Here is a 13,771-nt window from a genome sequence, read left to right on the forward strand (position 1 = left end):
CGGTGGGGGCGCCTTTTGGTCTCAGGATGGATCGTCCGGTGGCCGACAACTGCCGCAGCCAGGCCCGGTTGCCTTCGTATCCGACGTGATCAGCCTGGAGACCATCCTGAACGACGACGGGATCATTCCCACGATCTGCCAGGACAATCCGGGAAGGGACAGGCGACGACGTGGCTGAGCCCGCTCGCGAAAGTGGTGAGCGGGGGCCACAGTGAGGGAAGTCACCCCTCCTGAGCTTCGATCTGGGGTGACCCGGCGGACAGATCCGCCGGGGTCCTGCCTGCTCAGTTCAGCGATCTGTCGCGCTCGAACAACGCCCAGCAGCGGTCGAAGTCGGCCTGCCAGTGCGGCAAGGTGGTCGGCAGCACCGCCTCGACCTTGCGGCAGTCCAGGCAAGAATAGAGCGGTCGCGTCGCCGGAGTAGGGTAGTGTTCGGTGGTGGTGGGATAGAGCCGGGCGCGCAGCTCGCCGCGTTGTTTCAAACGCTCGGCGATGGCGGCGGCGAAGCCGTACCACGAGGTCTGGCCCGCATTGGTCAGGTGATAGAGGCCGTCGACGTCACCCTGCTCGAGCAGCCGTTCGACCAACTGGCGCGTGGCCGTGGCGATCGTTGGAGCCCACGTGGGGGCGCCGAGCTGATCCTCGACGACATGGAGTTCGTCGCGCTCGGCCAGTAGCTGGCGCATGGTATTGAAAAAGCACTGGCCGTCATGGGAGTAGACCCAGGAGGTGCGCAGCACCAGCGCGCGGCCTCCGGCGGCCAGCACCGCCTCTTCACCGGCCAGCTTGGAGCGGCCATAGACGCTCAGGGGCGCCGGGCTGCAGGTCTCGGTGTAGGGTTGGCGACGGCTGCCGTCGAAGACGTAATCGGACGAGTAGTGTACGAAGGGAATATCCCGTTCGCGCGCCAGCTCGGCCAGGATCTGCGGTGCCCGGGCGTTGATGGCCTCGGCGCGCTCGCTGTCCTCCTCAGCCTGATCCACGGCGGTATAGGCGGCGGCGTTGAGGATGAGGTCGGGTTCCAGACGGTCGAAAGCTGCCCGCAGTCGTCCGGTCTGGGCGAGGTCCAGATCCGCCTGACCGAGCACGGTCAATTGATGGGTGCTACCGAACTCGCGCTGTAAGGCGCGCGAAACCTGGCCGGAGCGGCCAGTGATCACAATATTCATGAAACCATGCCTGAACGCCTTCTGCTGAAGGCGTAATCCAAAGTAGTCGATTGCCGAAAAGCCGCGGGCTTTTCCTGCGCGAACCGAAACCTGCCGCACGAGGCGACAAATCGAGGTTTCCGGTCACCTTTACGAAGAAAGGTGGCAGCCGCTGGCTATGGCGGAGTGGGCATCGACTGATTGGATAGAGCGGTCATGGTAGGACTCGAGCAAAGTGGTATACGCGGCTAGGACTGCCGTCTGTCGGCGGAGTTCAGCGCGTCTTGGAAGACCAGGGCAGCAGCTTGCCAAGCTGGAGCCCTGACGTCGAGGCAGTCAGCAAGGCGGTATGGAGAACCTGTTCAAGTTCGCGGACGTTTCCTGGCCAGGGATAGGCGAGAAGCGCCGTTTCGTCCTCGGTGGTCAGCTCAGGCGCCCTACGATCGAGGCGGTCGGCATGCTGCTGGATGAAATGCCGGGCCAGGGGCAGCAGGTCGGCCGGGCGCTCGCGCAGCGGCGGCACGGGCACCAGACCCGGCGCAAGGAGCGCCCAGAGACGCGCAGAGAAGTTGCCAGCCTCGACCGCCCGTTTCAGGTCCACGCTGGAACCGGCGATCAGGCGGACATCCACGGGCGTGCGCACGCTACTGCCCAGACGCAGGATGCTGCCATCCAGCAGCACCTGCACCAGCTCCTCCTGCAATTCGCCAGGCAGGTCGGCGATCTCGTCGAGATAGAGGCTGCCTCCGTGGGCGGTGCCGAACCAGCCCACGCGGCTGCCAGAGGTGCCGGCATAGGCCCGGGGAACATAGCCGAACAGTTCGGCAGCCCCATGGCGACGACTGAGCGCGGCGCAATTCAGGCTGCTGAACAGCCCGGTCCTGCCGCTGCGCTCGTGGAGCCGACGTGCCAGCAGCTCACGTCCGGTGCCCCATTCGCCCACCAGCACCACGGGATTGGGCTGCGGCGCCCGCTCATCCAGGTGTTCGAGCAGTTCTCGGGAGCGCGGATCGGCGAAGGCCAGTGCCTTGGCGCGGATGGTCAGGGCGCTTTGCTGATCTGCAGGAACGATAAGAAGGTCGGGTGAGAGCGTGGGCATGGCGAAGTCATAGGCAGTCAAAGCACCATCCTATCCTCAGACCGGTTATGCCAAAAAATAAGCTTTCGCTATGCATCTATCACGTTTGGTTATCGTTGGAGGGTAATTTTGTCCGTCGGCGATAAGCCCAAGAATCAGCGCGTTGGTCAGCGGGTCTGCCCAAAAGCTGGGTACAGCTGCCACTATCGCCAGTGTGGAGCGGCCAAAAGATCGCTTTCGCCCTGAAGAAGAGGAATCGAATTCAAATGCCTTCCCTGCGTGCGCCCTGTCCCGCTGGCGTCTGCACCTGCGAGCGTGAAGCCGTGCTGGCGGATCCCGCCGCTGATGCGCGGGCGCTCCTGCTCAATCGCCAGGAAGAGCAGCGGTTGCTGGAGCGTCTGGAAAACGTCGCCAGCGCTGCCGAGCTGCAACGCCTGCAGCAGCGCTTGCAGGAGCAGCTCGGTATCCGCCTGGACATCGAGCCGGGACCCGGAGAGGTGCGCAGCGCCCGTGGCATGCTCATCGCGCTGCAGCCACGACCGGGCCTGTGCCGCAAACTCCATCAGTCGATACCGGCGGCCGTGCGCCGCGGCCTCAACCAGCGTCCGGAAGTGCTCTTCGCACTGCTCAACGCCAACGACCTGCTGCGCGACGCCTGAGCGCTCAGCGAGGTGCCTTGAAGCGGATCCAGGTGGGGGCGTGATCGCTGGTCTTTTGCAGATCGCGTACCAAGCGATGCACTCCGGCTTCCTGCAAGGCGTCCTGCAGCGTCGGACTCAACAACAGATGGTCGATGCGCAGACCCGAATTGCGCTGCCAGCGTTGGCGGAAGTAGTCCCAGTAGGTGTAGATCGCCTCATCCGGATGGCTGGCCCGCACGGCGTCCAGCCATCCCTGACCCAGCAGGCGTGCGAAACAGGCGCGACTCTCGGGTTGCAGCAGGGCGTCCTTGCGCCAGGACGTGGGATCGTAGATGTCCCTATCGGTCGGCACCACGTTGTAGTCACCCGCCAGCACTACGGGATGGCCGCTTTCGCTCAGCCCCTGGGCATGCTGGATGAAGCGCTCGAACCAGGTCAGCTTGTAGTCGAACTTGGGGCTCGGCCAGGGATTGCCGTTGGGTAGATAGAGGCTGGCCACCACTACGCCTTTTACCGCCGCCTCCAGATAGCGGCGTTGTGGGTCGTCGGCCATTCCCGGCAAGCCCCGGCGAATCTCCAGTGGCTGGTCGTCGCGCGCCAGGATGGCGACCCCGTTCCAAGAGGGCTGACCGTCCCACAGCGCACCGTATCCCGCGCCTTCCAGTTCCGCCTGGGGAAAGTCGGCGGACTTCGCCTTCAGTTCCTGCAGGCAGACGATGTCGGGCTGCTCGCGCTCCAGCCACTGCAGGAGGACGGGCAGCCGGGCGCGAATGCCGTTGACGTTATAGGTCGCAAGGGTAAGGGAGGTCATGGAGTGCTCCGGAAGAGGTTATAGCCATGACTCAAGCAATCTATAGGCAGTTCCACTTCTGGAATTTTGTGATTTGCGTCGCATTATTTTGTGACTTACTTTTTTTGGCACCTTCGGGAACTTTTGGGCGGTTGTTCGATAGTTGAACAAATAAATTTGACGGCGGATCGCAGTTGAAGGCCCGACAACTTGAGGTGAAAGGATTCATCTGTCGGCGGCGATGAGCGATTATTAAATAAAATATTTAAAAATCAATAATTTATATTTCAACTGAATGATGTCTAAATAGTGGCCATACTTATGGGCTATGAAGTTGGCATGTGGCTTGTATGGGTTAGGGTGCCTGGAGGCAACGTCGCGTCAGCCATGACTGCGCGACTCTTCTCTCACTTCATATCGGCCAGTGTTCAGGGAGCGCGCTGTCGATCTAGCGCAGTTGGTGATGATGAATCCATCCTTCCTGAAGTTTTCCCGCAGGGCCGCCCAGCTGCTGCCCTTCGTCGCCGCCTTGACCCTGGCCACTGGTGCCAAGGCCGAGCAGGTCAATCTGGTCGGCCTCAATCTGTCCGGTGCCGGTTTTGCTGGCCAGGTACTGCCGGGCGTCAATGGCACCCACTACATCTTTCCCGTCGAGGCCTACTTCAAGCAGTGGAGTGGCAAGGGCATCAAGCTGATCCGCTTCCCGATCATCTGGGAGCGCCTGCAACCGGTGCTGGGTGGTCCGCTGGACCCGACCTATGCCGCGCTGGTGGACCAGACCTTCGCCAATGCGCAGAAGTACGGCATGCGCATCATCCTCGACCTGCACAACTACACCTTCTATCGCGGGTCGGTGATCGGCAGCGTGGCGGTGCCCTATGACCGCTACCAGGAGATCATGACCCGGATCGCGCAGCGCTGGAGCAGTCAGCCGTCGCTGTACGCCTACGACATCATGAACGAGCCCCACGACTCCATGGCCCAGTGGCCGATCGCCGCCCAGTACGGCATCAACGGGGTGCGCGCGGTGGACAAGACCAAGCCCATCATGATCGAGGGCAACGGCTGGTCGGAGGCGACCCGCTGGCCGTGGTGGAACGACTCCCTGCTGGCACTCAAGGATCCGTCCGATAACCTGATCTTCCAGGCGCATTCCTATTTCGACGAGAGCGCGGGCGGCAACTACACCGACATCGATGTCGGCAAGCTGAGCCCGGACTACGGCGTGGAGCGTGTGCGCCCCTTCGTCGAGTGGCTGAAGAAGAACAAGAAGAGGGGCATGATCGGCGAATTCGGCGTGCCGGATAACGATCCCCGCTGGTTGCCGCTGATGGACCGGATGCTGGCCTATCTCAAGCAGAACTGCATTCCTTCGACCTACTGGGCGGCAGGTCCGGGCTGGGGCAACTACTTCCTGTCGGTGGAACCCGTCAACGGTGTCGACCGACCGCAGTGGCCGACCCTGAAGAAATACATCGATGACAGCAGCTGCACCGCCATCGGCCCGCTTGCCAGCGGCACGGGCAGCACCCCGGCCAGCGGCACCGGTGCCACGGGCGGCTCCAGCGGCTCCAGCGGCTCCACAGGCAGCAGCGGTGGCTCCAGCAGCGGCAATAGCGGTTCGGGCAGTGGTAGCACCCCGAGCACCGGTACCCCCGCGGGCAGCGGCAATAGCGGTGGCTCGACTACGACCGGGGTGACTACCTCGATCAACGATTTCACCAACGAAGACTGGCTGCACGGCGTCTATCGCAAGTCGGCGGGCTTCTCCATTCCGGCGTCGGCCGCGAACGTGGGTGCCTTCAAGGTGGGCGCGCAGCTCACGCCAGCCGATGGCAAGAGCTACAAGGTGACCTATGCCCAGGTCGTCGGCAGCAACATGAGCGTCTTCATCGAGAGCCCGCAGCTCGACGGCAATGCCTATGGCTATCCCAAGACCCTGAAGACCGGTACCACCACCTCCGGCACGCCGGCGACGGTGCCCGGGACCACGACGGGCACGACGGGCAGTACCGGTAGTGCGGGCAGCTCCAGTTCGGGCAGCAACTCCAGCACCAACTCCAGCACCAACTCCGGCAGCGCGGCTCCGGCCGCGACGGCGCCGGTGGTCGAGGTGAAGCCTGTGACGGGTGCCGGCAGCTCGGGATCCGCGGGCTCCACCACGCCGGCAGCCGGTTCCACGACCACGCCGACGGGATCGAGCGGTACGCCCGCCAACAGCGCCAAGCTCAATCTGCTGGGGCTGAACTTCTCGGGTGCCGCCTTTGCGCCTCAGACGCTGCCCGGAGTGCTCAACGTCAACTACATCATGCCGGGCGAGGCCAACTTCCAGCAGTGGAGCGCCAAGGGCGTACGGCTGATCCGCTTCCCGGTGATCTGGGAACGTCTGCAGACGCGCTTCTTCGGGAGCCTGGAAGGGGCGTACACCCAGCAGGTCACCCAGGTGCTGGAGCTGGCCAAGAAGTACAACATGAAGGTGATCCTGGCGCTGGACAACGGCGGGCGCTACAAGGGCACCCTGATCGGCACCGGTTCCGTTACCAACTTCAACTACTGGGATCTGATGTACCGCCTGGCCTACCAGTGGGGCAACCATGCCGCGCTCTATGGCTATGACATCATGGGCAAGCCCAATGGCGCCGACAGCAGCTGGCCGGTGACGGCGCAGTCCGGCATCGACGGGGTGCGCACCATGGACCGCACCCACCCGGTGATCGTCCAGGGCAATGCCTGGGGTAGCGCGGCCAACTGGCCGGGCGCGAGCAATGCCCTGCTCAATCTGAAGGATCCGGCCAACAACATCATCTACGCGGCCAACGTCTACCTCGACGAGGATGGCAGCGGCAGCTACGCCGCGCAGAACATGAACAACTTCGATCCGCAGGTGGGGGTCAATCGCGTCAAGCCCTTCGTCGAATGGCTCAAGCGCAACGGCAAGCGGGGCATGATCGCCGAGTTCGGCGTACCGGCTGGCGACAGCCGCTGGCTGACCGCCACCGACAATCTGCTGGCCTATCTGCAGCAGAACTGCATGCCGCTGACCTACTGGGCGGCGGGTCCGGGCTGGGGAGCTGCCGCGCTGGCGGTGGAGCCGGTCAATGGCGTGGAGCGGCCGCAGTGGCCGACCCTGAAGAAGTATGTCGATGCCAGCAACAGCTGCACGGCGGTAGGCCCGCGCTAGCTTTCCCTGCGCTTGCACTGAAGGCGACGACCCTGCTGAGGCTCGTCGCCTTTTTTCTTGATCGATCGGTGAGGAAAAGGGAACTTTTCAGGTGTCACAAACCTGCAGTGGCGATACGAAAAGGCTCTGCATCGGTGGTTTAGGGGACGACGAACGGCTCTAGCTCGACTTGTCAGGGGACGGTTAGAGTCCGGTTGACATCCCAAGCACAAGGAGTAGGTGCCATGACGCAAACCACCCAGCAGCGGCTGCAGACGCTCGAAGAGCAGATTCGCAGTCATCGACAGGATCTCGCCCGGAGCCGGCAGAGCTTTCAGGAGCAATTCGTCATCTACACCCGAGAGTTTGCCCGGCTGAGCGTGCTCGAAGCCCAGCTCGAGCTGGTACGCCGGAATACCAAGGCCAAGGCACCGAACTGAAGTCGGCCAGGCCTCAATCGTCCCGCGTCAGGACTTCCAGCAATTCGATTTCAAAAGTCAGGTTGGCATGTGGCTTGATCAGCGCACCGATCTGACGTTCGCCATAGGCGAGCGCCGCTGGTACCTCCAGGCGCCGCTTGCCACCCACCCGCATGCCCATCAGCCCCTGGTCCCAGCCCTTGATCACCCGGCCGGTGCCGATCACGCACTGGAAGGGCCGGCCCTTGGCGCGGGATGAATCGAACAGGGTACCGTCGTCCAGCCAGCCCTCGTAGTGGGTGGTGATCAGGGCGCCCTTGACCACCGCCTTGCCGTCGCCCACCACCTGGTCCTCGATCCGCAATTCGTCACTCATAGCTGTGCTCCCGGCAAAAGCCGGATTCTAGCCTGAGCACGACCCTATGGCCGGCTCACTCCGGCACGTCGCCGAACAGGCCGGCCTGGTAGTCACGGATCGCCTCGCGGATCTCCTCGGCGCTGTTCATGACGAAGGGGCCGTGGGCGACGATGGGTTCGGCAAAGGGCGCCGCATGGCCATAGAGCAGCACGGCGCCGTCGCGACTGGCGACTTCGAGGTGATCGCCGTCGTCGGCGAATTCGAACAGCTGCCAGGGGGCTTCGTCCTGGCCAGCGATCTGCAGGGTGCCGCGGACGCCGTAGCAGAACACCGTGGTGCCGGACGGGGCGGGCAGGGTGGCGCGGCCGCCGGGGGCGATCTCGACGGTCATCAGGGTGATGGGCGTCGGCGTCTGCACGGCGCCCTGGACACCCTGGTGAGTGCCGGAGGTGAGTCGGATGCGCACCCGGCCTTCATCCGCTTCGATCAGCGGCATGGCTTCGGCAGTGACGCCCTGGTAGGCCGGTGGCGTGAACTTGAGGCGGGCGGGGAGATTGACCCACAGCTGCAGGATCTCCAGGTCGCCGCCATCACGCTTGAAGGCCGCGGGAGAGAGTTCGGCATGCACCAGGCCGCTGCCCGCGGTCATCCACTGGATGCCCCCGGCTTCGATGACGCTTTCATGGCCGCCACTGTCGCGGTGGGCCAGCGAACCGGCGAGGATGAAGGTCACCGTCTCGAAACCGCGATGGGGATGAGGACCAAAGGGCAGGCCGGCATTGTGCGGCGGATAGACCTGGGGACCGTGGTGGTTGAGGAACAGGAAGGGGTCCAGATGCGGCAGATTGGGACCCGGCAGCGGGCGGCGGGTCTGGAGGTCACCGATGTCGTCACGCCGGGCGGGATGGCGGTGCAGCAGGGTACGGGCGTTCATGCGGAGCCTCGCGGGGGCAAAACCCCAGTGTAAGGGGCACCTCGGCAGGCGGGTACCCCAGGCGTGAAGAGCGCCCTTCAGATGGAGAAGCGCACCTCGCGTTGCGGCCGGGCCACGAGCGGGCGACGGTGATTGACCACCAGTTCGCCGATACGGATCAGGTGGGCACGGGTGACATTGCGACTCAGCCCCAGCAGGCGCGCGGTATGGACCTGGTTGCGATGGCAGAAGCGATAGGCCGCGCGCACCAGGGCCTCTTCGACGCGCTCGTGCAGGGCCTCCGGTTGCTCTTCGAACAACTGGGCGAAGGCCTCGGTCAGCAGGCTGTCCACTGGCGGCGTTTCGACCGGACGTGGCGCTGGCGGAACGCGGCTGGGCCGCTGGACAAAGGTCAGGTCGGTGGCTTCCAGTACACCCTGGGGCTTGAGCAGCAGCGCGTGCTGCAGGGTGTTTTCCAGTTCGCGGATATTGCCCGGCCAGGGGTGCTCCAGCAGGCGTTGCTCCGCTGCCGGTGTCAGGGCGACCGGCGCCTGGGCATAGGCGTGGAGGAAGTGCCGGGCCAGCGGCAGGATATCGCCCTGGCGCTGGCGCAGCGGCAATAGCGGCAGGCTGACCACATTGAGGCGGTACCAGAGGTCCTCGCGAAAGGAGCCTTCGGCCACCGCCCGCTCCAGCGGGATGTTGGTGGCGGCGATGATCCGCACGTTCAGCGGCAGGCTGCGGCGAGAGCCCAGCCGCACCACCTCGCGCTCCTGCAGGACGCGCAGCAGCTTGACCTGCACCGACAGCGGCAGGTCGCCGATCTCGTCGAGAAACAGGGTGCCGCCGTTGGCCTCCTCGAACCAGCCGGCGCGGGCGGTGAGGGCGCCGGTGAAGGCGCCTTTCTCATGGCCGAACAACTCAGCCTCGACCAGACTCTCGGCGAAGGCGCCGCAATTGACGGCGACGAAGGGGCCGGCATGGCGGTGACTCAGCGCATGGATATGCCGGGCGATCAGTTCCTTGCCGGTACCGGTCTCGCCGATCACCAGCACACTGGCGTCGCTCGGGGCGATCTTTTCCAGATGGGCGAGCAGATCCCGCGATTTGGGATCGGCGAACACCTGGGCGGTCGCGCGGTAGCGGGGCACCTCGGGCGTGCGCGTCAGGGTCAGCAGGGTCATCGGGGGATTCCTCAGGAGTAGAAGCTGGGGGTGGGCAGAACGTCGTTGAGGGCCCAATCGCCCAGCTCGTGCAACTTGTAGTCGACCGGATCGTGCAGGGTCTGGGTGCGCAGGTTGCGCCAGTAGCGATCCAGGCGCAGCGCGCCAGCGGTCGCCCGGGCGCCGCCGACCTCGAACAGGCGGCTGGCGAGATCGAGGCCGTGCCGGCTGGCGGCGACCTTGGCCGTGGCGATGGCGATGGCCAGTTCGCCCCGTGCCGCTGGGGTAAGGGCCGTACCCTGTTGCCAGGCCTGGGCGAAGGCGCCGTTGGCGCGCTCGACCAGCAGACGGCTGCTTTCCAGGGCGACCCAGAACTCGCCGTAGTGGCGCAGGATGTAGGGGTCTTCGCTGGCGCTGGCGGCCGGTGACTTGAACCAGGGACGCGCCTGGGTGGTGGTGTAGCGGCGCGCCTCGGCGAAGGCACCTTCGGCCAGACCGAGAAAGATGTTGGCGAAGATCAGCTGGGCCAGCAGCGGCCGCAGGCAGGCGAAGGGCGTGCTCAGCGGGCCGGGGTCGAGCAGCCATTCCTGCTGTTCGACGCGGACGCCGTCGAAGCGCGCACTGCCACTGTCGGTCTGGCGCTGGCCGTTGTTGTCCCAGTCGTCGAACAACTGGATGCCGGCGCGTCTAGTGGGTACCACGGCGATCAGCAGGCGTCCGCTGTCATCGTTTTCCAGCGCGGAAAGCAGCAACAGATCCGAATCCAGGGCACCGCTGCAAAAGCTCTTCTGGCCGTCAACCTGCCAGGCATCGCCGTGGCGACGGGCGAGGGTGCGGCGATCCAAGGGGTTGAGCGCGTTCCCCCAGAACAGGGCGTCGCGCGCGGTGCTCTCCAGCCAGGGTCGCCATTGCGCAGGCTGGCCGAACAGCTGGGCGGTGGCCAGCAGCAGATGGTGGAAGCCGAACACCTGGGCCAGGGAGCTGTCGATCCGGGCCAGCCGCCGTACGGCCTCCAGCGTCTGGTCCCAGGGGGCGCCGAGGCCGCCCAGCTCCTCGGGAATGCTCAGGGCCAGGAGACCGCTCTGGCGCAGGGCGTCACGCTCGGTCTTGGGCGTACCGCCCTGGCGATCGCGCTCGGCCGCGGTGGTGGCGAAGCGTTCCAGCAGGGGCGTGAGGGGATCCAGCAGGGCATCGGACATGAGGGACTCGCGCGGTGGAGAGAGTTGGCAGGCGTTAGAACGTAATGCGAGCCAAACCCTAATCTGAAATATTTTTTTGTTATTATTTAATGGCGCGGCGCTTTTTCCCGGTGGTTGGAAAATCAGCTCACCGTGTCTAACTAGGGATTAAAGACCTGACTAGTACCGGTCGATATAGGTTTAACTCAATCTCCCGACCAGGGGCGTGTCATGTTCAACAAAGGATTAAAACAAGAACTGCAGCGTCTCCGCGAGCAGGTGGATTCCTTCAAGCGACTGAAGGCCGAGCTCGACGTCGAGATGATTGGCCTGGAGCTGGACGGCCAGGGCCGCGTGACCGCGGTGAACGCCAATTTCGAACAGGAAATGGGCCTGCGCGCCGCGGATCTGCTGGGTCGTCCGCTCGCGGATCTGGTGCCGGCGCATGTCCGGAACCAGGAGTACAACCGTCGCCTGCAGCAGAGCCTCAGTCGCGGCGAGCCCTATAGCGGGGCCCTGCATCTCCTGCGTGGCGACGGCCGGGAAGCCTGGTTGAGAGGCATCCTGCACCCGTTCCACGACAGCCAGGGCCAGGTGACGCGCTTCCGCCTGTTCTGCAATAACCTGACGAGAACCATCGAGACCTCGCGCGAGCACGAAAGCCTGCTCAAGGCGCTGCGCCGTTCGACGGCGGTCATCGAATTCAATCTCGACGGCGAGGTGCTCGACGCCAACGACAGATTCCTGCAGGCCATGGGTTATTCCCTGGCGCAGATCAAGGGCAAGCACCACCGTCTGTTCTGCGAGGCGGCCGAGGCCAACTCCGAGGCCTATCAGCAATTCTGGGCGCGCCTGCGTCGCGGCGAATTCGTCGTGGATCGCTTCAAGCGCCTGGATGCCCATGGCCGCGATGTCTGGCTGGAAGCCTCCTATAACCCGGTGATCGACGCCCACGATCGGCTGTACAAGGTGGTCAAGTTCGCCACCGTGATCACCGATCAGGTCCAGCAGGAACAGGCGGTGTCCGAGGCGGCCAGTGTGGCCTTCGAGACCTCCCGGCATACCGACGACACCGCCCGCAAGGGCGCGGCGGTGGCGCAGCAGACGGTGGAGGTGATGCGCGCCCTGGCCACCCAGATGCAGGAGGCGGTGAAGGGTATCGAGGCGCTGGACAACGAGTCCCAGGTGATCGGCACCATCATCAAGACCATCAGCGGCATCGCCGAACAGACCAACCTGCTGGCACTAAATGCCGCCATCGAGGCGGCCCGGGCCGGCGAGCAGGGCCGCGGCTTCGCCGTGGTGGCCGACGAGGTCAGGCAATTGGCTTCGCGCACCAGCAAGGCGACCGAGGAAATCGTCGGGGTGGTGCAGCAGAACCAGCAACTGGCCGGCGAAGCCGTGACGGTGATCGAGAATGGCCGGCGCCAGGCCGAGCAGGGCCTGGAACTGGCCGGGCAGGCCGCGCAGGTGATCGTGGAGATCCAAGATGGCGCCCAGCGGGTGGTCGGCGCCGTGGGGCGATTCGCCCGCCAGCTGTCGAACTGATCCCGCACGCTGAATGCACAACGGCAACCCCAGGGTTACCGTTGTGCATTCAGGCGGTCAGCCCTGCTTGCTGCCGCCGCCGATTTGCCAGACGAAGGGCGGTTCGCTGCCGTCGATCTCCCAGGCGCCGACGATGCGCTCCTTGTAGATCAGCGGATTGTGCGAGGCCGCGGTGCGGGCGTTGCGCCAGTGGCGATCCAGGCCCTTGCTGGCATGGGTCGCCGAGGCCCCCAGCGCATTGAAGAGGTCGCTGGTGGCCCGCAGCACCAGCTCGGCGACCGCCGATTGCGCCTGGGCCGATTCCAGTTCCGCCGCCACGTTGGCTTCGTGCTCGGCGGCGGCATCCCCGGCATAGCGGGCTTCGAAAGCGGCCTGGGCCGCGGCGGCGGCTGCCAGGGTCGCGGCTTCGGCGGCGTAGACGAAGGCCGAGGCCCTGCCCACCACCTGCTGCACCTGGGGATCGGCACTGGCCGCACTGGCGTTGCCATGGCTGTAGACCCGGGTGCGCCCCCGTACTTCCATCGCGAATTCGCGCACGGCCGCCTGGCCGCTGCCGGTGATCACAGCCAGCAGCACCAGCTGGTAGAAGGCGGTCTGGTATTTGAAGCGGGTGGCGAAGTCGATGAGATTCTCGGGCGCCACGCGCACGTCCTCGAACACCGAGGTGCCACTGGCGGTGGTGCGCTGGCCGAAGCCGTCCCAGTCGTCGGACTGGCGCACGCCGGGCTGGTCGGTGCGGATGGCGGCGATGACATCGCCGCCGGTGTCGTCGCGCTGGGCGTAGACGTCGATCCAGTCGGCGAACAGGCTGCCGGTGCTGTAGTACTTGGTGCCGTTGAGACGCCACTCGCCGTCCCTCTGGCTGACCCGGGTGATGACCTCGCCGAGCTTGACGGTGCCGATCTCGGTCCAGGCGTTGCCCACCAGGTCACCGGCGACGAAGCGCTCGAACCAGACCTGTTGGGAGGCGCCGGCATGGGCGTTGAGGCGATCCTCGACAAAGGCGAAGTGCCCGCGCAGCGCCTGGGGCAGATTGCTGTCGGCGGCTGCCAATTCGATCAGCAGCCGTACCAGTTGCGGCAGGCTGGCGCCGCTGCCGCCGAATTCCACGGGCACCCGCACCGCGCCGAAGCCGGCGTCCTTGAGCCAGGCGACGGGCGCATAGGGCAGGGTGCGCTGGCGTTCGCGTTCCAGGGCGCCTTCGGCGATCCGGGCAAAGAGCGGCCGAAAGCGCGCGGCCAGTTGTTCGTAGTCGGGGCTGGGCGCAGGGGTGGGCGGCAGGTGGCGAGCGGGCAGATTCATGGTGATCCTCGGCGGTTGGAAGGTCGACGCCAGAGGCTTTGCAAGAGCGTTGCCAGGACCTGAAAGGTCGCTT

At 65.1% G+C, this 13,771-nt stretch carries 11 protein-coding genes and 2 pseudogenes; 5 read left to right on the plus strand and 8 right to left on the minus strand.

Annotated elements, in window-relative coordinates; translation table 11 throughout:
- Positions 1-284 precede the first annotated feature (284 nt).
- Both rfbD and GSQ95_RS03435 read right to left on the minus strand, forming a co-directional pair.
- A complete protein-coding gene (gene rfbD, locus GSQ95_RS03430) occupies positions 285-1,220 on the minus strand; it encodes a dTDP-4-dehydrorhamnose reductase (RefSeq protein WP_372240109.1) in 936 nt (311 codons plus the stop codon).
- A gap of 202 nt (positions 1,221-1,422) precedes the next feature.
- Entirely contained in the window at positions 1,423-2,268 is an 846-nt protein-coding gene (locus tag GSQ95_RS03435) for a sigma-54 dependent transcriptional regulator (RefSeq protein WP_158896515.1), read from the minus strand.
- Between the two features lie 224 nt (positions 2,269-2,492).
- Here GSQ95_RS03435 and GSQ95_RS03440 point away from each other — a divergent pair, with 224 nt between their 5' ends.
- Positions 2,493-2,885 carry a hypothetical protein gene (locus GSQ95_RS03440; protein ID WP_158896516.1) on the plus strand — a complete coding sequence of 131 codons (393 nt, stop codon included), beginning with the start codon at positions 2,493-2,495 and terminating at the stop codon, positions 2,883-2,885.
- 4 nt (positions 2,886-2,889) lie between these two features.
- Here the strand turns inward: GSQ95_RS03440 and GSQ95_RS03445 are convergent, their stop codons facing one another.
- Positions 2,890-3,678, minus strand: a complete 789-nt coding sequence (locus GSQ95_RS03445) for an exodeoxyribonuclease III (RefSeq protein WP_158896517.1) — start codon at positions 3,676-3,678, stop codon at positions 2,890-2,892.
- A 442-nt stretch (positions 3,679-4,120) separates the two neighbouring features.
- Here GSQ95_RS03445 and GSQ95_RS03450 point away from each other — a divergent pair, with 442 nt between their 5' ends.
- Positions 4,121-6,838, plus strand: a complete 2,718-nt coding sequence (locus tag GSQ95_RS03450) for a glycoside hydrolase family 5 protein (RefSeq protein ID WP_158896518.1) — start codon at positions 4,121-4,123, stop codon at positions 6,836-6,838.
- Between the two features lie 224 nt (positions 6,839-7,062).
- Positions 7,063-7,257, plus strand: coding sequence for a hypothetical protein (locus tag GSQ95_RS03455; protein ID WP_158896519.1), 195 nt, complete (start codon positions 7,063-7,065; stop codon positions 7,255-7,257).
- 13 nt (positions 7,258-7,270) lie between these two features.
- Here GSQ95_RS03455 and GSQ95_RS03460 read toward each other — a convergent pair whose 3' ends face one another.
- The 4 genes from GSQ95_RS03460 to GSQ95_RS03475 form a co-directional block, all read right to left on the minus strand.
- Positions 7,271-7,612, minus strand: a complete 342-nt coding sequence (locus GSQ95_RS03460) for an FKBP-type peptidyl-prolyl cis-trans isomerase (protein ID WP_158896520.1) — start codon at positions 7,610-7,612, stop codon at positions 7,271-7,273.
- A gap of 55 nt (positions 7,613-7,667) precedes the next feature.
- Positions 7,668-8,528 (minus strand): pirin family protein, encoded by an 861-nt coding sequence (locus tag GSQ95_RS03465; RefSeq protein ID WP_158896521.1) that lies wholly within the window; start codon positions 8,526-8,528, stop codon positions 7,668-7,670.
- Positions 8,529-8,605: 77 nt separating this feature from the next.
- Complete coding sequence (locus GSQ95_RS03470; protein ID WP_158896522.1) at positions 8,606-9,691, minus strand: sigma-54-dependent Fis family transcriptional regulator; 1,086 nt, start codon at positions 9,689-9,691, stop codon at positions 8,606-8,608.
- 11 nt (positions 9,692-9,702) lie between these two features.
- On the minus strand, positions 9,703-10,869 hold the full coding sequence (locus GSQ95_RS03475; RefSeq protein WP_158896523.1) for an acyl-CoA dehydrogenase family protein: 1,167 nt from the start codon (positions 10,867-10,869) through the stop codon (positions 9,703-9,705).
- A 300-nt stretch (positions 10,870-11,169) separates the two neighbouring features.
- Between GSQ95_RS03475 and GSQ95_RS27020 the strand changes: the two are divergent.
- Positions 11,170-11,856, plus strand: a pseudogene (locus tag GSQ95_RS27020) (PAS domain-containing protein); the annotation flags it as partial.
- 144 nt (positions 11,857-12,000) lie between these two features.
- A pseudogene (locus tag GSQ95_RS27025) lies at positions 12,001-12,396 on the plus strand (methyl-accepting chemotaxis protein); the annotation flags it as partial.
- 57 nt (positions 12,397-12,453) lie between these two features.
- Here the strand turns inward: GSQ95_RS27025 and GSQ95_RS03485 are convergent.
- On the minus strand, positions 12,454-13,698 hold the full coding sequence (locus tag GSQ95_RS03485) for an acyl-CoA dehydrogenase family protein (protein ID WP_158896525.1): 1,245 nt from the start codon (positions 13,696-13,698) through the stop codon (positions 12,454-12,456).
- Between the last annotated feature and the right edge of the window lie 73 nt (positions 13,699-13,771).

Source organism: Pseudomonas sp. BAV 4579, from assembly GCF_009765395.1.
GTDB classification, from domain to species: Bacteria; Pseudomonadota; Gammaproteobacteria; order Pseudomonadales; family Pseudomonadaceae; genus Chryseomonas; species Chryseomonas aestiva.

What these genes read in the sequence shown, in the direction of transcription:
- GSQ95_RS03440 (WP_158896516.1), top strand. Translation starts at nt 2,493, where the DNA reads ATGCCTTCCCTGCGTGCGCCCTGTCCCGCTGGCGTCTGCACCTGCGAG.
- GSQ95_RS03445 (WP_158896517.1), bottom strand. Translation starts at nt 3,678, where the DNA reads ATGACCTCCCTTACCCTTGCGACCTATAACGTCAACGGCATTCGCGCC.
- GSQ95_RS03450 (WP_158896518.1), top strand. Translation starts at nt 4,121, where the DNA reads ATGATGAATCCATCCTTCCTGAAGTTTTCCCGCAGGGCCGCCCAGCTG.
- GSQ95_RS03455 (WP_158896519.1), top strand. Translation starts at nt 7,063, where the DNA reads ATGACGCAAACCACCCAGCAGCGGCTGCAGACGCTCGAAGAGCAGATT.
- GSQ95_RS03460 (WP_158896520.1), bottom strand. Translation starts at nt 7,612, where the DNA reads ATGAGTGACGAATTGCGGATCGAGGACCAGGTGGTGGGCGACGGCAAG.
- GSQ95_RS03465 (WP_158896521.1), bottom strand. Translation starts at nt 8,528, where the DNA reads ATGAACGCCCGTACCCTGCTGCACCGCCATCCCGCCCGGCGTGACGAC.
- GSQ95_RS03470 (WP_158896522.1), bottom strand. Translation starts at nt 9,691, where the DNA reads ATGACCCTGCTGACCCTGACGCGCACGCCCGAGGTGCCCCGCTACCGC.
- GSQ95_RS03475 (WP_158896523.1), bottom strand. Translation starts at nt 10,869, where the DNA reads ATGTCCGATGCCCTGCTGGATCCCCTCACGCCCCTGCTGGAACGCTTC.
- GSQ95_RS03485 (WP_158896525.1), bottom strand. Translation starts at nt 13,698, where the DNA reads ATGAATCTGCCCGCTCGCCACCTGCCGCCCACCCCTGCGCCCAGCCCC.